The organism is Streptomyces sp. NBC_01515 (assembly GCF_045040345.1).
GTDB lineage: Bacteria > Actinomycetota > Actinomycetes > Streptomycetales > Streptomycetaceae > Streptomyces.
This window is the reverse complement of sequence record NZ_CP109416.1, coordinates 9915336-9931525: the sequence shown is the minus strand read 5'-3', so window position 1 is coordinate 9931525 and position 16190 is coordinate 9915336. Positions and strand designations below refer to the sequence as shown.

Annotated in this window: 15 protein-coding genes; 9 read left to right on the top strand and 6 right to left on the bottom strand. The window is 71.2% G+C overall.

Annotated features, from left to right (window positions below; all coding sequences use genetic code 11):
* Positions 1 to 67: 67 nt before the first annotated feature.
* The 5 genes from egtA (at position 68) to OG407_RS43850 (ending at position 4763) form a co-directional block, all read left to right on the top strand.
* Complete coding sequence (gene egtA / locus OG407_RS43870; RefSeq protein WP_405866203.1) at positions 68 to 1378, top strand: ergothioneine biosynthesis glutamate--cysteine ligase EgtA; 1311 nt, start codon at positions 68 to 70, stop codon at positions 1376 to 1378.
* Positions 1375 to 2715 (top strand): ergothioneine biosynthesis protein EgtB, encoded by a 1341-nt coding sequence (egtB, locus tag OG407_RS43865; protein WP_405866201.1) that lies wholly within the window; start codon positions 1375 to 1377, stop codon positions 2713 to 2715. The genes egtA and egtB overlap by 4 nt, the downstream gene beginning before the upstream one ends.
* Positions 2715 to 3494 carry an ergothioneine biosynthesis protein EgtC gene (gene egtC, locus OG407_RS43860; RefSeq protein ID WP_405866199.1) on the top strand — a complete coding sequence of 260 codons (780 nt, stop codon included), beginning with the start codon at positions 2715 to 2717 and terminating at the stop codon, positions 3492 to 3494. The genes egtB and egtC overlap by 1 nt, the downstream gene beginning before the upstream one ends.
* The gene (gene egtD / locus OG407_RS43855; RefSeq protein WP_405866197.1) at positions 3491 to 4453 is read left to right on the top strand and encodes an L-histidine N(alpha)-methyltransferase; all 963 of its coding nucleotides are present in this window, start codon (positions 3491 to 3493) and stop codon (positions 4451 to 4453) included. Before egtC ends, egtD begins: the two co-directional genes overlap by 4 nt.
* A 94-nt stretch (positions 4454 to 4547) precedes the next feature.
* Positions 4548 to 4763, top strand: a complete 216-nt coding sequence (locus tag OG407_RS43850) for a dodecin (protein ID WP_328675941.1) — start codon at positions 4548 to 4550, stop codon at positions 4761 to 4763.
* 21 nt (positions 4764 to 4784) lie between these two features.
* On the opposite strand, the gene OG407_RS43845 is transcribed toward OG407_RS43850, so the two are convergent.
* A complete protein-coding gene (locus OG407_RS43845; RefSeq protein ID WP_405866195.1) occupies positions 4785 to 5276 on the bottom strand; it encodes a hypothetical protein in 492 nt (163 codons plus the stop codon).
* Positions 5277 to 5348: 72 nt separating this feature from the next.
* On the opposite strand from OG407_RS43845, the gene OG407_RS43840 reads away from it, so the two are divergent.
* The 3 genes from OG407_RS43840 to OG407_RS43830 all read left to right on the top strand — a co-directional run bounded on the left by OG407_RS43840 (position 5349) and on the right by OG407_RS43830 (position 7068).
* Entirely contained in the window at positions 5349 to 5771 is a 423-nt protein-coding gene (locus OG407_RS43840; protein WP_403586435.1) for a (2Fe-2S) ferredoxin domain-containing protein, read from the top strand.
* Positions 5772 to 5859: 88 nt separating this feature from the next.
* Positions 5860 to 6030 (top strand): 50S ribosomal protein L32, encoded by a 171-nt coding sequence (gene rpmF, locus OG407_RS43835; protein WP_328675944.1) that lies wholly within the window; start codon positions 5860 to 5862, stop codon positions 6028 to 6030.
* Between the two features lie 42 nt (positions 6031 to 6072).
* Positions 6073 to 7068: an LLM class flavin-dependent oxidoreductase gene (locus tag OG407_RS43830; RefSeq protein ID WP_405866192.1), complete on the top strand. Its 996-nt coding sequence runs from the start codon at positions 6073 to 6075 to the stop codon at positions 7066 to 7068.
* Here OG407_RS43830 and OG407_RS43825 read toward each other — a convergent pair.
* Positions 7058 to 8080 carry an alcohol dehydrogenase gene (locus OG407_RS43825; RefSeq protein ID WP_405866190.1) on the bottom strand — a complete coding sequence of 341 codons (1023 nt, stop codon included), beginning with the start codon at positions 8078 to 8080 and terminating at the stop codon, positions 7058 to 7060. The two genes, OG407_RS43830 and OG407_RS43825, sit on opposite strands and share 11 nt — an antisense overlap.
* Positions 8081 to 8114: 34 nt before the next feature.
* On the bottom strand, positions 8115 to 10586 hold the full coding sequence (locus OG407_RS43820) for an ATP-dependent Clp protease ATP-binding subunit (protein ID WP_405866188.1): 2472 nt from the start codon (positions 10584 to 10586) through the stop codon (positions 8115 to 8117).
* 134 nt (positions 10587 to 10720) lie between these two features.
* Between OG407_RS43820 and OG407_RS43815 the strand changes: the two genes are divergently transcribed.
* Positions 10721 to 13099 (top strand): ATP-binding cassette domain-containing protein, encoded by a 2379-nt coding sequence (locus tag OG407_RS43815; RefSeq protein WP_405866186.1) that lies wholly within the window; start codon positions 10721 to 10723, stop codon positions 13097 to 13099.
* A 49-nt stretch (positions 13100 to 13148) separates the two neighbouring features.
* Here OG407_RS43815 and OG407_RS43810 read toward each other — a convergent pair whose 3' ends face one another.
* From OG407_RS43810 to OG407_RS43800, 3 genes are all read right to left on the bottom strand, one after another.
* Positions 13149 to 14279 carry an alanine--tRNA ligase-related protein gene (locus tag OG407_RS43810; RefSeq protein ID WP_405866184.1) on the bottom strand — a complete coding sequence of 377 codons (1131 nt, stop codon included), beginning with the start codon at positions 14277 to 14279 and terminating at the stop codon, positions 13149 to 13151.
* A gap of 120 nt (positions 14280 to 14399) precedes the next feature.
* On the bottom strand, positions 14400 to 15332 hold the full coding sequence (locus tag OG407_RS43805) for a lysophospholipid acyltransferase family protein (RefSeq protein ID WP_405866182.1): 933 nt from the start codon (positions 15330 to 15332) through the stop codon (positions 14400 to 14402).
* The gene (locus OG407_RS43800; protein WP_327399536.1) at positions 15332 to 16105 is read right to left on the bottom strand and encodes a GNAT family N-acyltransferase; all 774 of its coding nucleotides are present in this window, start codon (positions 16103 to 16105) and stop codon (positions 15332 to 15334) included. Before OG407_RS43800 ends, OG407_RS43805 begins: the two co-directional genes overlap by 1 nt.
* Positions 16106 to 16190: the final 85 nt, after the last annotated feature.

The window sequence follows — 16190 nt, the reverse complement described above, 5'->3', positions numbered from 1 at the left end:
AGTGTGCCGACCCGGGCCCAACCGAAACCGGGCCGGTGGCATGGTGGAATCTCAGGAGGATCCCGACATGTCCGATACGGCAAGTGACTGTAGCGACTGTACGGAGCCCCGTACCGCGGTCACCGAACCCGAGGTGGAAGCCCTGGTCAGGGGCATCTGCTTCAAGACCGGTCCGCCCCGAACGCTCGGGGTCGAAGTGGAATGGCTCGTCCACGAGTTGCGCCTGCCGCAGCTCCCCGTGACACCCGAACGACTCGAAGCGGCCTACGCCGCTTTGAAGACCGTGCCTCTGAGGTCGGCGCTCACCGTCGAGCCCGGCGGCCAGCTGGAACTCAGCTCGTCGCCCGCCGCCTCCCTGATGGAGTGCATCGGTTCCGTCTCCGAAGATCTCGACGCCGTCCGCGCGGTGCTGCGCCGTGACGGCCTGGGACTGGTCGGTGTCGGCCATGATCCCTGGCACCCGCCGCGCCGGTTCCTGCACGAGCCGCGCTACGACGCCATGGAGCGCTGCCTCGACCGCACCGGCCCCGCCGGCCGCCGCATGATGTGCACCTCGGCGTCCGTGCAGGTGTGTCTGGACGCCGGCTACGAGGAACCGGGTCCGCTCGGCCTCGGGCGGCGCTGGTGGCTGGCGCACCAACTGGGCGCGGTCCTGGTGGCCGCGTTCGCCAACTCCCCGCTGGTCGGCCGCAGCCCCACCGGCTGGCGCTCCACCCGGCAGCTGATCTGGATGGAGATCGGCCCCGGCCGCGCGGGCGGTCCGACCCTGGACGCGCAGCCGCGCGACGCGTGGACCGATCACGTCCTGGACTCGCCGGTGATGTGCATACGGCAGGACAGCGGTCCGTGGGAGGTCCCGGAGGAGCTGACGTTCCGGGAGTGGATCAGGTCGGGGGCGCCCAGGCCGCCGACCCGCGAGGATCTCGACTATCACGTCTCGACGCTGTTCCCGCCGGTCAGACCACGCGGCCATCTCGAACTGCGCATGATCGACGCGCAGCCCGGCGACGACGGCTGGATCGTCCCGCTGGCCGTGACGACCGCGCTGTTCGACGACCCCGAGGCCGCCGAGACCGCGTACCGGGCCGTGAAGCCGCTGGCCGAACGGACCCAGGGGCTGCCCGCGCCGCACAATCCGCTGTGGATCGACGCGGCCCGCTACGGGCTGTCCGACCCGGAGCTGCACGAGGTCGCCCTCGTCTGCTTCGCGGCGGCCCTGGAGGCCCTGCCCCGGCTCGGCGCGACCGCCGGGGTCACGGACGCCGTCCGCGCGTACTTCGACCGCTATGTCGTCCGGGGCCGCTGCCCCGCCGACGACCTGCTCGACCGCGTGCGCGGCACGGACAGCCGCCCGCACGGGAAGGACATCCGCACATGACCGACGCCGACACCGCCGCCGACACCTCCGCTGACATCGATATCGAGGCGCTCAGGCAACGGGCGTTGACCACCCTGACCACGGCCCGGGACCGCACCACGCTCCTCACGAGCTGTGTGGACGAGCCCGAACTCACCGCGCAGGTCTCGCCGTTGATGTCCCCGCTGGTCTGGGACCTCGCACACATCGGCAACCAGGAAGAACTGTGGCTGCTGCGGGCCGTCGGCGGCCGGGACGCGATGCGGCCCGACATCGACGGCCTCTACGACGCGTTCGAGCACCCGCGTTCCGAACGCCCCTCGCTGCCGCTGCTGCCGCCCGCGGAGGCCCGGCAGTACGCGGCCGAGGTGCGCGGCCGGGTGACGGACGTACTGGAGAGCCACGCATTCCGCGGGACCCGGCTCACCGACATGGGCTTCGCCTTCGGGATGGTCGCCCAGCACGAACAGCAGCACGACGAGACGATGTTGATCACCCATCAGCTCCGCACGGGCCCGCAGGCGTTGACCGCCCCGGACCCGGAGCCGGTACCGCTGTTCACCGGCCCGTCCGAAGTCCTGGTCCCCGGTGGCCCGTTCACGATGGGCACCTCCACCGAACCATGGGCGCTGGACAACGAACGGCCCGCGCACCGGCGGGAGGTGGCGCCGTTCTACATCGACACGACTCCGGTGACGAACGGCGCGTATCTGGCGTTCATCGAGGACGGCGGCTACGACGACCCGCGCTGGTGGACGAAGGAGGGCTGGGCGCACGTCCGCCGCAGCTCCCTCACGGCGCCGGAGTTCTGGCGCCGTGAGGCGGGCCAGTGGCTGCGGCGCCGGTTCGGCGTCACGGAGGCCGTACCGCCGAACGAGCCGGTGGTGCACGTCTGTTGGTACGAGGCCGACGCCTACGCCCGCTGGGCCGGACGCCGGCTGCCCACCGAGGCCGAGTGGGAGAAGGCGGCCCGGCACGACCCGACGGCCGACCGCTCGATGCGCTACCCGTGGGGCGACGCCGACCCGGCACCCGAGCATGCCAACCTCGGCCAACGGCACCTGCGCCCGGCCCCCGCAGGCAGCTATCCGGCGGGCGAATCACCGCTCGGCGTACGCCAGTTGATCGGTGACGTGTGGGAGTGGACGTCGAGCGACTTCCTCCCGTACCCGGGCTTCAAGGCGTTCCCGTACAAGGAGTACTCGGAGGTGTTCTTCGGCCCCGAGTACAAGGTGCTGCGGGGCGGTTCGTTCGCCGTGGACGAGGTGGCCTGCCGGGGCACGTTCCGCAACTGGGACTACCCGATCCGGCGGCAGATCTTCTCCGGCTTCCGCACCGCCCGCTCGGGGGCCGTCTGATGTGCCGTCACCTGGCGTACCTGGGACCCGAGGAGTCGCTGGGCCGGCTCCTCGTGGACCCGGAGCACAGCCTGTACCGCCAGTCCTGGGAGCCCCGGCGGCAGCGGCACGGGACGGTCAACGCCGATGGTTTCGGGGTGGGTTGGTACGCGCAGGGCGACCCGGTGCCGGGTCGCTACCGGCGGGCCGTGCCCATCTGGGGCGACCAGTCCTTCGCCGACCTGGCCCGCGTGATCCGCTCGGGGGCGCTGCTGGCCGCCGTACGGGACGCGACGTTCGCGGGTGCGGACGGGGAGGCCGCGGCGGCGCCGTTCGCCGCGGGCCCCTGGCTGTTCAGCCACAACGGCGCGGTCACCGGCTGGCCGCGGACCATGGCGGCCCTGGCCCAACGCCTGCCGCCGGTAGACCTGTTGTCCCTCGATGCCCGCTGCGACTCGGCGTTCGTCTGGGCGCTGGTCCTGAGCCGGCTGCGGGCCGGTGACGAGGAGGGCCAGGCGCTGGCCGACACGGTGACGGAGGTCGCTCATGCGGCCCCCGGTTCCCGCCTCAACCTCCTTCTCACCGACGGCGAGACGATCGCCGCCACGGCCTGGGGCGACACCCTCTGGTACCTCTCGGAACCCGGCCGCCGCACGGTCGTGGCCTCCGAGCCCTACGACGACGACCCGCACTGGCAGGAGGCCCCCGACCGCACTCTGCTCACCGCGACCCGCACCGAGGTCCTCCTGACCCCCCTGAAGGACCTAGCACCCGCACCGTCGAAGGAGCCCCGCACGTGAGCCCGTTCCTTCTCACCCGCACCCTCCCCGAGGACGCCACCGACGCGGCCCTGCGCGCCGACGTCCTGGAGGGCCTCACCCGCACCCCGAAGACCCTCCCGCCGAAGTGGTTCTACGACGCCCACGGCAGCGAACTCTTCGAGCAGATCACCGAGTTGCCCGAGTACTACCCCACGCGCGCCGAGCGGGAGATCCTCGTCGACCGGGCCGGCGAGATCGCCGCCGCGACCGGCGCCCGCACCCTCGTCGAGCTGGGCTCCGGGTCCTCGGACAAGACACGTCACCTGCTCGACGCGCTCACCGGCCTGGCCGTGTACGTCCCCGTCGACGTCAGCGAGAGCGCGCTCACACAGGCCGGGCACGCCCTCATCGAGGAGCGCCCGGGCCTCGACGTGCACGCCCTGATCGCCGACTTCACCGGCGATCTCACCCTGCCGGAGACCCCGGGCCCGCGCCTGCTGGCGTTCCTCGGCGGCACGATCGGCAACCTGCTCCCGGCGGAACGCGCCACGTTCTTCGCCGGCCTCCGCTCGCTCCTCTCCCCCGGCGACGCGCTGCTCCTCGGCACGGACCTGGTGAAGGACGAGGAGGTCCTGGTCAGGGCGTACGACGACGCGGCCGGTGTGACGGCCGCGTTCAACAAGAACGTCCTGACCGTGGTCGACCGCGAACTCGGCGCCGATTTCGACGCCGACGCCTTCGACCACGTAGCCCTCTGGGACACGGACAACGAGTGGATCGAGATGCGGCTGCGGTCCCGCACCGACCAGACCGTGAAGATCCCCGCGCTCGATCTCGCCGTCGACTTCACGGCCGGCGAGGAACTCCGCACCGAGATCTCCGCGAAGTTCCGCAAGGAGGGCGTACGGTCCGAACTGGCCGCGACCGGGCTGGAGTTGGCCCACTGGTGGACCGACAGGGAAGGACGCTTCGCGCTGTCGCTGAGCGTGGTGCGCTGACATACCGGTGACGGGCCGTCTCGCGCACTGCCGCGCCGTGGGGCACGGTGGAGTAACGCGTGACGCGCCCGTCACGGCCGAGAGGAGTACCCGCATGTCCGAGCACACGTACCGGGTCACCGAGATCGTCGGCACCTCTCACGAGGGCATCGACCAGGCCATCCGCAACGGCGTCGCCCGCGCCGCGCAGACCCTGCGCAGCCTGGACTGGTTCGAGGTGACCCAGGTCAGGGGCCAGATCCAGAACGGTCAGATCGAGCACTTCCAGGTCGGCCTGAAGGTCGGCTTCCGCATCGAGGACGAGGACTGACCTCCGTAAGGACGAGAGCCCTCAGGTCCGGCCCTCCCCCTCCTGTGCCGCCTCCAACGCGGCGGAGGGGGAGGTCCAGCGGGCCCGCACGACCCTGAACCCGGCGCGTTCGGCGTCGTCGCAGACCAGTTCGTCGTCGTCCACGAGGACCCGGATGTCTCGGTCGCGGGCGAGCTGCTTGAGTTTCTCCAGCTTGGTGCGCCGGGCGGGCCTGCGGTCGTCGTTGCGCCGCATGAAGACCCGGCCCTCGGGCAGTCCCTGCAAGGCGAGCCAGGCGAGCGTGTCGCGCCGGCAGCGTTCGGGCCGCCCGGTCAGGTAGACGACCTCGCACTCCTCGGCGCTCTCCAGCGCGAGCGCGATGCCCTCCGACAGGGGTGGGTCCTGCGCGGCGGCACCGAAGAAGCCGTCCCAGTCGCGCGGCTTGTTCTCCAGGAACCGCTGCCGGTGCGCCGTGTCGGCGAGGGTGTTGTCGAGGTCGAACACGGCGAGCGGGCGCTTGTTGTCGGCAGTCACCCGCCCACCCTAGACAGCCGGTCCCGCCACCCCGGCAACGGCCCGCAAGAGGCCTGGCCTCATGCTTCTTGCATGTCTGCCGCCACTCCCGCCCCTCGTACGTTCCTCGTCGGCGCCGCCCGCGAGCGGCCCTGCACCCTGGTCGTGTGCCGGGGCTGCTGCTGCGGCGACCCGCGCAAACACCCCGGCACCGACCACGCCTGGCAGCTGGAACGGCTGCGCGCGGGTGCCGCCGAGCACGGTTTCGCGGTGCGTACGACGGACTGCCTGGGCCCCTGCGACCAGGCCAACGTGATCGTGGTCCAGCCGTCGGCCGCGGGACGCCGGGCCGGTGGGCGGCCGACCTGGGTCGGGTTCGCGATGGACGACGACTGCACGGAGGAAGTGCTGGAGTGGGCGGCCGCGGGCGGGCCGGGCATCGCCGCGCCGCCCGTCACGCTGGAGCTGCAGTTCATCGACCCGCCCCGGGACGCCCGCGTCCGGTCCCGGCGATGAGGGCCGCGCACGCGACCCCCGATTGCTAATGGGATCCATTTTCATATAGCGTCCTCGGTGCCTGCCCACCCACCGAGAAGGAATCCCCATGGCCGTCCCCAAGCGGAAGATGTCCCGCAGCAACACCCGCCACCGCCGCGCCCAGTGGAAGGCCACGACGCCCACGCTCGTGCCGGTCACCGTCGACGGCGTGCGCCACCTCGTCCCGCAGCGGCTGGCGAAGGCGTACGAGCGCGGGCTGCTGCGTCCCGAGAACTGACCGCCGCGGGAATGCCGAGGTCTCCCGGGCGTTGACACTGATGTGAGTTCAGTGATCGCCTCGACCCCCTTCTCCGTCCTCGACCGGTCCCGCACCCGCGAGGGGCACCCGCCCGCCGAGGCGCTGCGTGACACCGTGCGATTCGCGCGGGAGGTCGAGGAGCTGGGCTATCACCGGTTCTGGGTGTCGGAGCACCACGGCGTGCCGGGGGTCGCCGGTTCCGCGCCGACCGTGCTGGCCGCCGCCGTCGCCTCGGCCACCCGGAGCATCCGGGTCGGGACGGGCGGGGTGATGCTGCCCAATCACCAACCCCTCGTCGTGGCAGAGCAGTTCGGGGTGCTGGAGTCGCTGTTCCCGGGCCGGATCGACATGGGCCTCGGCCGCTCGGTCGGCTTCACCGGCGGTGTGCGCAAGGCGCTGGGCCGCGACAAGGACGACGCCGACGACTTCGCCGGGCAACTCGACGAACTCCTCGACTGGTTCCGCGGTACGTCACCCACCGGCGCGCACGCGCGGCCCTCCGAGGGCCTGAGCGTCCCGCCGTTCGTGCTCGCGATGGGCGAGGGAGCCGACATCGCGGCCCGGGCCGGTCTGCCGATGGTGATCGGCGACCTCCGCAACCGCGACAAGATGCGGCGCGGCATCGACCAGTACCGCGCCCGCTTCCGCCCCTCCCCGTGGGCCGCGCGGCCGTACGTCGTCATCTCGGGCACGGTCGCGGTGGCCGCCACCCCCGAGGCGGCCCGGCGCCTGCTCGTCCCGGAGGCCTGGTCGATGGCGTACTCGCGCACCCACGGCACCTTCCCGCCGCTGCCGCCCGCCGAACGCGTGGAGCAACTGCCCATGACCGACAAGGAGTTCGGCTTCTACGAGGCCGGGCTCGGCGGACAGCTCGCGGGCACCGAGGAACAGGTGGCCCACGAGCTGGAGACGGTGCTGAAGGAGACGGCGGCCGACGAGGTCCTCGTCACCACCAGCACCTACGACCGCGAAGCCCTGCTGGACTCCTACCGGCGGCTAGCCTCGCTCATGGCGTGAGCACCATCCGGAAGCGCGCCGCACCGGACAGCATCCGCTCGTAGGCCTCGCCGGCCTGGTCCAGGGGTACGGTCTCGACCATCGGGCGGATGTTGTGCAAGGCGCTGAAGGCCAGCGTGTCCTGCACGTCCTGCGCCGTGCCGGACGGGTGGCCCCGAACCACCTTGCCGCTCATGAGGAGTTGGAGCGGGCTGATCCCCAACGGCGCGGTGTCCGCCCCGATGACGACCAGTTCGCCGCGGTGCCTCAGCCCTTCCACGGTCGCCGTGGCGGCGTCGGAGTTGCCCGCCGTGGCCAGCACGACCTTGGCGCCGCCGAGCGCCTTCAGCGCGTCCGCGACATCGGTGTCCGCCGTGCTGTCGACGTAGTGGTGCGCGCCCAACTGCTTGGCGAAGTCGGCCTTTTCGGGACCCCGCGCGATCGCCACGGTCTCGAATCCCATCGCGGCGGCGTACTGCACGCCCAGGTGACCGAGGCCGCCGAGTCCGAGTACGGCGACCAGGTCGCCCGGCTTCGCGGAGCTGCGCCGCAGCCCGTTGAACGTGGTCACGCCCGCACAGCCCATGGGCGCGGCGGCACTGGCCGACAGACCGTCGGGGATCCGGGCGAGCGCGTCGACCGGTGCCACGGTCATCTCCGCGAAGCCGCCGTCGTACGCCCAGCCGGGCACCTTCAGGTTCTCGCAGACGATGAAGTCGCCCTGCCTGCACGGGATGCAGTGGCCGCAGCTGCCGCCGAACCAGCCGACGGACACCCGGTCGCCGACCCGCCAGCCGCTGTCCGAGGCACCCTCGCCGAGCGCGTCGATGTGCCCGGCGATCTCGTGCCCGGTGACGAGCGGGAACCGTACGCCCGGCACTCCGGCGTTCACGAAGAAGGTGTCGCTGTGGCAGATTCCGCAGGCCTCCACGGCGATCCGCACATGGCCCGGTCCCGGCTCCGGCACATCCCGCTCGGCGATGGTGAACTCGCCGCCGGCCGCGCCCACTTGCGCGACTCGATAACTGCTCATGCCTGTCTCCCTGAGGGATGCGAATGCGGTCCGGCTAGTGCGTGGCCGGCTGGCGTGCGCTGATCTCGATCGTGCCGTCGCTCGCGTCGACCCGGGCCTGGTCGCCCGCGTTCAGTTCACCGGCGAGGAGCATGTCGGCAAGCCGGTCGTCGACCTCGCGCTGGATGGTGCGGCGCAACGGGCGGGCGCCGAAGTCGGGTTGGTAGCCGAGGTTCGCGAGCAGGTCGGCCGCCGCGTCGGTGACCTCCAGGGTGACGTCCTGGGCGTGCAGCCTGCGCCGGGTGTGTTCCAGCAACAGGTCGACGATGTCGCGGAGTTGGGCGCGTTCCAGGCCGCGGAAGACGATGATCTCGTCGATCCGGTTGAGGAACTCGGGACGGAAGTGCTGGTTCAGGACCGGCATCACCGTCTCGCGGACCTTGGCGTAGTCGTCGACGCCCGCCGCGAGGATGCGGTCGGCGCCGATGTTCGACGTCATGATCACGACGGTGTTCTTGAAGTCGACCGTGCGCCCCTGCGAGTCGGTGAGCCGTCCGTCGTCGAGGAGTTGCAGCAGCGTGTTGAACACGTCGGGGTGCGCCTTCTCGACCTCGTCGAGCAGCAGCACGGCGTACGGCTGCCTGCGGACGGCCTCGGTGAGCTGGCCGGCCTCGTCGTGGCCGACGTATCCGGGAGGCGCTCCGACCAGGCGGGAGACGGTGTGCCGCTCCTGGAACTCGCTCATGTCGAGGCGGATCATGCGGCTCTCGTCGCCGAAGAGGGCGGCGGCGAGCGCGCGGGCCAGTTCGGTCTTGCCGACGCCGGTCGGGCCGAGGAAGAGGAAGCTGCCGATGGGCCGGTTCGGATCGCTCATGCCGGCGCGAGCACGGCGTACGGCGCGGGCGACGGCGGTGATGGCCTCGTCCTGGCCGACGACCCGCTCGTGGAGGTGCTCCTCCAGCTTCATCAGCCGGGCGCGTTCCTCCTCGGTGAGCTGGGCGACCGGGATGCCGGTGGTGCGGGAGACGACCTCGGCGATGTCCTCGGCGGTGACCTTGGGCGCCCGCTCCTCGGCGGAACCGCCCGCCTTCAACTCGGCCTCGGTGTCCTTGATCCGGTCGCGGATCTCCTTGGCCCGCTCGTACTCCTCGTCGGCTACGGCCTGGTCCTTCTCCCGGTTGAGGGCGGCGAGCCGGTCCTCGACCTCACGGTTGTCGGAGAGCGGGGTCTTGGCACGCAGCCGTACCCGGGCCGCGGCCTGGTCCATCAGGTCGATGGCCTTGTCGGGCAGGAAGCGGGCGGTGACGTAGCGGTCGGAGAGTTCGGCCGCCGCGACGACGGCCTCGTCGGTGATACGGACCTGGTGGTGGGCCTCGTAACGGTCGCGCAGGCCACGCAGGATCTCGATGGTGTCGTCGACGGTCGGTTCGCCGATCAGGATGGGCGCGAAGCGGCGCTCCAACGCCGAGTCCTTCTCGATGTACTTGCGGTACTCGTCGACGGTGGTGGCACCGATGAGGTGCAACTGCCCGCGGGCCAGGGCGGGTTTGAGCATGTTGCCGGCGTCGAGTGCACCGTCGCCACCGCCACCCGCGCCGACGACGGTGTGCAACTCGTCCAGGAACAGCACCAGTTCGTCGCTGTGCTCGCTCACCTCGTCGAGGAGTTTCTTCAGCCGCTCCTCGAACTCGCCCCGGTACTTGGTGCCGGCGACCATCCCGGCGAGATCCAGCGACACGAGCCGCTTGCCCGCCAAGGTCTTCGGCACGTCACCGGCGACGATGCGCTGGGCGATGCCCTCGACGACGGCGGTCTTGCCGACGCCGGGGTCGCCGATGAGGACGGGGTTGTTCTTGCTGCGCCGGGACAGCACCTCGATGGTCTGCTCGACCTCGTCGTCCCGCCCGATCACCGGGTCGAGCCGCCCGGCCCGGGCGTCCTCGGTGAGGTCACGCCCGTACTCGTCGACGGTGGGCGTGCTGCTGGGCCGCTTCCGCTCGGGCTCGGCACCGGTGGGCACCCGGTCCCCCTCCCAGCCGCTGCCCGCGAGGGCCTGTCCGGCGGCCGACTCGGGGTTGGCGGCCAGGGCCCGCAGCAGGTGTTCGGGGCCGATGTACGAGGAGTCCTCGGCGCGGGAGATCTGGTACGCGTCGAGCAGTGCCCGCTTGGCGGCCGGGGTGAGTGTGGTGGGTTCGGTCTTCGGGCCGCCGTCCGCGCCTGCGGTCAGCCGTTCCCGGATCCGGTCGGGGTCCGCGCCCGCCTCGGCGAGCAGCCGTCGGGTCGACTCCTGCTCGGTGGCGGCGGCGAGCAGATGCCGGGCGTCGAGTTCCTCGCTGCCCTCGACGGCGGCGATGTCCCGCGCCTGGGCGACCAGCTCACGGGCCCGTTCGGAGAGCAGGCTGCCGATGTCGACGCGCTGGGTCCGGCGCGTTGGCGCCGCCGGCCCCGAACCGCCGAAATACCGGGACATCAGCTCGTCGAATTCCTCGAAGGGGCTGCGTCCGAAACCGAATCCGGGAGTACTCATGACCACGGACCTTCCGTGCGGCGACTGTGCGGCTACTGGCATCCGTGTCTTCCAACGTGGCACAGCCCGGACGCCCCCGCACCCCCGCAGGTCACCGGGCGACACACGGAGTGCTCGCATAGACTCGCCGGGTCATGCACAGCCCCGGCACCCCCCGCGCCCCTCACGTCCCCGACTCCTACGTCCGTGTCCGCGACGCCCGCGAGCACAATCTCCAGGGCGTCGACGTCGACATCCCGCGGGACGTGTTGACCGTGTTCACAGGCGTCTCCGGCTCCGGAAAGTCGTCCCTCGCCTTCGGCACGATCTACGCGGAGGCTCAGCGCCGCTACTTCGAGTCGGTGGCGCCGTACGCCCGCAGACTGATCCACCAGGTAGGAGCCCCGAAGGTCGGCGAGATCACCGGCCTCCCCCCGGCGGTCTCCCTCCAGCAGCGCCGCTCGACCCCCACCTCCCGCTCCTCGGTGGGCACGGTCACCAACCTCTCGAACTCGCTCCGGATGCTGTTCTCCCGAGCGGGCGACTACCCGCCCGGCGCGGCACACCTCGACTCCGACGCCTTCTCCCCCAACACGGCGGCGGGCGCGTGCCCGGAGTGCCACGGCCTCGGCCGGGTCCACCGCACAACCGAGGAGTCGCTCGTCCCCGACCCCTCGCTGTCGATCCGCGAGGGCGCGATCGCCGCGTGGCCGGGCGCCTGGCAGGGCAAGAACCTGCGCGACATCCTCGACACGCTCGGTTACGACGTGGACGTGCCGTGGCGTGAACTCCCCGCCGAACAGCGGGAGTGGATCCTGTTCACGGACGACCAACCGGTGGTCACAGTCCACCCGGTCCGGGACGCGAACCGCATCCAACGCCCTTACCAGGGCACGTACATGAGCGCCCACCGCTACGTCATGAAGACCTTCTCGGACACGAAGAGCCCGACCCTACGGGTGAAGGCGGAACGCTTCCTGACGAGCTCCCCCTGCCCGGTCTGCGGAGGCAGCAGACTGCGCGCCGAATCCCTCGCCGTAACCATCGCGGGCCGCACGATCGCCGACCTGGCCGCGCTACCACTCGCGGAGTTGGCGAACACCCTCCACGGCACATCGGAGGCGGCACGCGTCCTCACCGAGGACCTCACCTCCCGCATCGCCCCGATCCTCGAACTCGGCCTCGGCTACCTCAGCCTGGACCGCGCGACCCCCACCCTCTCGCCCGGTGAACTCCAACGCCTGCGCCTGGCAACCCAGTTGAGGTCCGGCCTCTTCGGAGTCGTCTACGTCCTGGACGAACCGTCCGCCGGACTGCACCCCGCGGACACGAAGGCCCTGCTCACGGTCCTGGACCGACTCAAGGCAGCGGGCAACTCGGTGTTCGTGGTGGAGCACCACCTGGACGTCATGCGCGCCGCCGACTGGCTGGTGGACGTGGGCCCGCTGGCCGGCGAGCACGGCGGACGGGTACTGCACAGCGGACCGGTGGCGGAACTCGCGGCCGTGGCGGAATCGGCGACGGCCCGTTTCCTCTTCGACGACTCCCCCACGCCGGCCCGCGAAGTCCGCTCACCGCGAGGCGAGTTGAAGGTGGGCCCGGTGACGCGGCACAACCTGCGCGACGTGACGGCCGAATTCCCCCTGGGCGTGTTCACCGCGGTCACCGGCGTCTCGGGCTCCGGCAAGTCAACACTCATCGGCGAGATCACCGAGGAACTCCCGGGCGTGGAACGCCTGGTGTCGGTGGACCAGAAACCGATCGGCCGCACCCCCCGCTCGAACCTGGCGACGTACACCGGCCTCTTCGACGTCGTCCGCAAGGTCTTCGCGGCCACGGACGAGGCACGCCAACGGGGTTACGGCGTAGGCCGGTTCTCCTTCAACGTGACTGGGGGTGCCCCCTCTGGGGGAGGTCGCTGCGAGACCTGCCAGGGCGAGGGCTTCGTGAGCGTAGAGCTGCTCTTCCTGCCGAGCACGTACGCGCCCTGCCCGGACTGCGGCGGGGCACGCTACAACCCCGAGACACTCCAAGTGACGTACCAGGGACGGAACATCGCGGAGGTCCTCGACCTGACGGTGGAGAGCGCGGCGGCCTTCTTCGCGGACACTCCATCCGTGACCCGCAGCCTGACCGCACTGCTGGACGTGGGCCTCGGCTACCTGCGCCTGGGCCAGCCCGCCACCGAGCTGTCCGGCGGCGAGGCCCAACGCATCAAGCTGGCCACGGAGTTGCAGCGCGGCCGACGCGGTCACACCCTCTACCTCCTCGACGAACCCACCACCGGCCTCCACCCGGCCGACGTCGAAGTCCTCCTACGCCAACTCCACGGCCTGGTCGACGCGGGCCACACCGTGGTGGTGGTCGAACACGACATGGCGGTGGTGGCGGGCGCGGACTGGGTCATCGACTTGGGCCCGGGTGGAGGAGAGAAGGGCGGGAGGATCGTGGCGGCGGGCCCGCCGGGTGAGGTGGCGAGGGCGGCCGGAAGCACCACGGCACATTTTCTAGCAAGGGCAATGGCAACTTCTTAGGGGCGCGGGGAACTGCGCGACCAGCCCCCGCACACCCGCACCCAACCAGCTACCTCTGAAGACCGCCAACCCATTCCCGGGGCAACCCATGAGTGTCATGAAGGTAGCGATAGTCCTCGTCACTCAACGGCCCCCGAAACTCCGGCCGAGACAACACCCGCCGCCCCCGCTCAAGCAGTTGAGAGAACCGCCGCTCCTCATCCAGCAACACCTCCCGCACAGTGCCGGTACCGAGAAGCTCCCCCGGCAGATCGCACAACGTACGCGAGTCATCGCCCCGCCACAGAACCGTGAGCAGCCGCCGAATCAACCGCCGCAGCACATATCCACGCCCGGTGTTGGAAGGCCGTACCCCCTCCTCCAGGACGACAACACTCGACCGAAGATGATCACAGACCACCCGCACCGAGCGTTCGTCCAGATCCCACAACAGCGGAACCGTCCTCATCCACGGCTCGAACAGGTCCGTCTCGTAGACCGACCGCCGCCCCTGAAGAACAGACACAAGCCGCTCCAACCCCATCCCCGTATCGACGTTGACCTGCCGCAACGAAACGAGCCCACCGTCTTCACCACGCTCAAGCCGCATGTTCACGTGGTTCCAGATCTCCACCCAGCGCGAATCACCGGTAGGGCTCCCCTCCGGCGGGCCGTCGCCGGTCCAGTAGAAGATCTCGGAGTCAGGGCCACAGGGACCCACGGGCCCGTTGGACCACCAGTTCTCGTCTTGCGTCGACTCGACCGGCAGCCCCAACTCCCGCCAGGTGTACAGCGATTCAAGATCGGGCCCGACCTGCTCATCACCGCCGAAGACAGTGACGTACAACTTCTCGCGCGGGATACCGAAGCCGTCCCGCAGCAGCTCGTACCCCCAACGCAGGCTCTGCGGATGGTCGTAGTCGCCCAACGACCATGAGCCGAGCATCTCGAACACGGTCAGGTGGGTGAGGTCGCCGATCTCGTCGAGATCCGTGGTGCGCAGACAGCGTTGGAGGTTGACCAGCCGTCGCCCTTGTGGGTGTGGGCGTCCCTGGAGGTACGGCGTGAGCGGGTGCATGCCGGACGTGGTGAAGAGGACCGGGTCCGAGGGCGGTGGCAGGAGTGTGCTGCCGGTGATCACCTCGTGCCCGCGTTCGCGGTAGAAGTCGAGGAACGTGCGGACGATGTCGTCGGTGTTCATGGCGGTGAGTCCTTCGCGGGTCGGGTGAAGACCGGAAGGGACCGCGCGGCAGCCTGCAAGGGAGCTGGAAACGACACACCCGGCGGTCCGTTTCCGGCCGCCGGGAGAGGTCAGTGAGGTTCAGGCGTCGGCAGCCGGCGAGCTGGTCGCTCGCGCGGTCGCGGTGCCGGTGTGCCTGATGATCCTCATGGACGCAACGCTAACAGGACGCCTCCGCGCCGTCCTGCGGATTTTCACCGGGGCCTGCGGCACCGACGTGCAGTGGTCCTGATGCTGCGGCTGAGCGGTCACCCCGGCCTGCGCCGCGTGGGCGAGGGAGCGGCGGTCGGGGTGGCTGCCGGGCGCGATGGTCTCGCCGACCTCCACCTCGGCGACGAGCCCGCGCGTCGACACGACCCGCCACACCGAGGTGAGCAGGGAGTCGCTGCCGACGAAGGCGGGGGCGGTGCTGGCGGTGCCGTCGGTGAGGTAGTGCAGGCCGACCGGCTGGACGGGCACTCCGGCGTCGAGTGCGGCCTGGAAGACGGCCCGCCGGAAGTGGCCCTGGGCCCGGCCGCACCAGGTGCTGCCCTCGGGGAAGACGGCGACCGCCCCGCCCGCGCGCAGGGCGCCCGCGATGGAGGCGACCGTCTCGGGCAGGGCGCGCAGCCGGTCGCGGTCGATGAACAGGGCGCCGCTGCCCGCGGTGAGCGTGCCCGCGACGGGCCAGTGCCGGATCTCGGCCTTGGCCAGCATGCGGGCGGGGCGTACGGCTGCCAGCAGCGGGATGTCGAGCCAGGAGATGTGGTTGGCGACGAGCAGCAGTCCCCCGGTGGGCGTGGTGGTGCCGGTGATGCGGAGCCGGATGCCGGCGGACCGGACGATCGTCCGGCACCACCAGCGCACCGCGCGGGCGGGGATCCGTCCTCCGACGGGGGTGAGTGCGGCCCCGGCGGCGACCACGACCAGGACGGTCACGAAGCGCAGCACGGCGCGCGGTACGGCTGTGACGGACCCCTTCGACTCGATGCACGACCTGGGGGTGCAGGGCGCGCTGGGCAGCCAGCCGCTCATCACGCCGGGACGAGCGAGAGGAAGTGCCGCAGATAGCGCGGGTTGACCCGGCGCATCGACAGCAGCACGTACAGGTCGGCGACCCCGAAGTCCGGGTCGTGGGCGGGCTCGCCGCACACCCAGGCGCCGAGGCGGACGTATCCGCGCAGCAGCGGCGGGAGTTCGACGCGTCCGGCGGGGCGGGTCACGCCGTCGGCGCTCCAGGGCAGCAGCGGTCGTACCCGGAACTCCTCGGGGGCGAGGTGCTTGGCGCCGACCCGGTCCCAGGTGCCGGCGGCGAGGGTGCCGCCGTCGGCGAGCGGGATGGAGCAGCAGCCGGCGAGCCATTCGTGGCCGCGGTCGACCATGTAGCGGGCTATGCCGGCCCAGATGAGGCCGATGACGGCGCCGTCGCGGTGGTCGGGGTGGACGCAGGAGCGGCCGACCTCGACCAGGCCCGGGCGGATCGAGTCGAGGGGGGCGAGGTCGAACTCGCTCTCCGAGTAGAGGCGTCCGGCGACCGCGGCCCGCTCGGGCGGCAGCAGCCGGTAGGTGCCGACCACCTGCCCGGTGACCGTGTCGCGGACGAGGAGGTGGTCGCAGTAGGCGTCGAAGGCGTCGACGTCCAGGCCGGGCTGCGGGCTGGAGAGGTGGGCGCCCATCTCCCCGGCGAAGACGTCGTGCCGCAGCCGCTGCGCGGCCCGCACCTCGTCCTCGTCGCGGGCGAGCGTGACGGTGTAGCGGGTCGGCGCGGCGGGCTGCGAGGGGCGGTCGAGGGTGGAAACGCCGGTCATGGCTCTCTCCTGGTCACGGGCCGGGGACGGCTCAGCGGCGAGCGGTGCCGCCATACCTGTTGTGCCGACGCCGGCTGTCCGTGGT

Bases quoted from the DNA above. Each gene is read 5' to 3' on its own strand.
- egtA (WP_405866203.1), top strand. From the start codon at position 68: ATGTCCGATACGGCAAGTGACTGTAGCGACTGTACGGAGCCCCGTACC.
- OG407_RS43840 (WP_403586435.1), top strand. From the start codon at position 5,349: ATGTCTGCCGCCACTCCCGCCCCTCGTACGTTCCTCGTCGGCGCCGCC.
- OG407_RS43850 (WP_328675941.1), top strand. From the start codon at position 4,548: ATGTCCGAGCACACGTACCGGGTCACCGAGATCGTCGGCACCTCTCAC.
- OG407_RS43805 (WP_405866182.1), bottom strand. From the start codon at position 15,332: ATGAGCGGCTGGCTGCCCAGCGCGCCCTGCACCCCCAGGTCGTGCATC.
- rpmF (WP_328675944.1), top strand. From the start codon at position 5,860: ATGGCCGTCCCCAAGCGGAAGATGTCCCGCAGCAACACCCGCCACCGC.
- OG407_RS43810 (WP_405866184.1), bottom strand. From the start codon at position 14,279: ATGAACACCGACGACATCGTCCGCACGTTCCTCGACTTCTACCGCGAA.
- OG407_RS43825 (WP_405866190.1), bottom strand. From the start codon at position 8,080: ATGAGCAGTTATCGAGTCGCGCAAGTGGGCGCGGCCGGCGGCGAGTTC.
- OG407_RS43800 (WP_327399536.1), bottom strand. From the start codon at position 16,105: ATGACCGGCGTTTCCACCCTCGACCGCCCCTCGCAGCCCGCCGCGCCG.
- OG407_RS43815 (WP_405866186.1), top strand. From the start codon at position 10,721: ATGCACAGCCCCGGCACCCCCCGCGCCCCTCACGTCCCCGACTCCTAC.
- egtC (WP_405866199.1), top strand. From the start codon at position 2,715: ATGTGCCGTCACCTGGCGTACCTGGGACCCGAGGAGTCGCTGGGCCGG.
- egtB (WP_405866201.1), top strand. From the start codon at position 1,375: ATGACCGACGCCGACACCGCCGCCGACACCTCCGCTGACATCGATATC.
- OG407_RS43820 (WP_405866188.1), bottom strand. From the start codon at position 10,586: ATGAGTACTCCCGGATTCGGTTTCGGACGCAGCCCCTTCGAGGAATTC.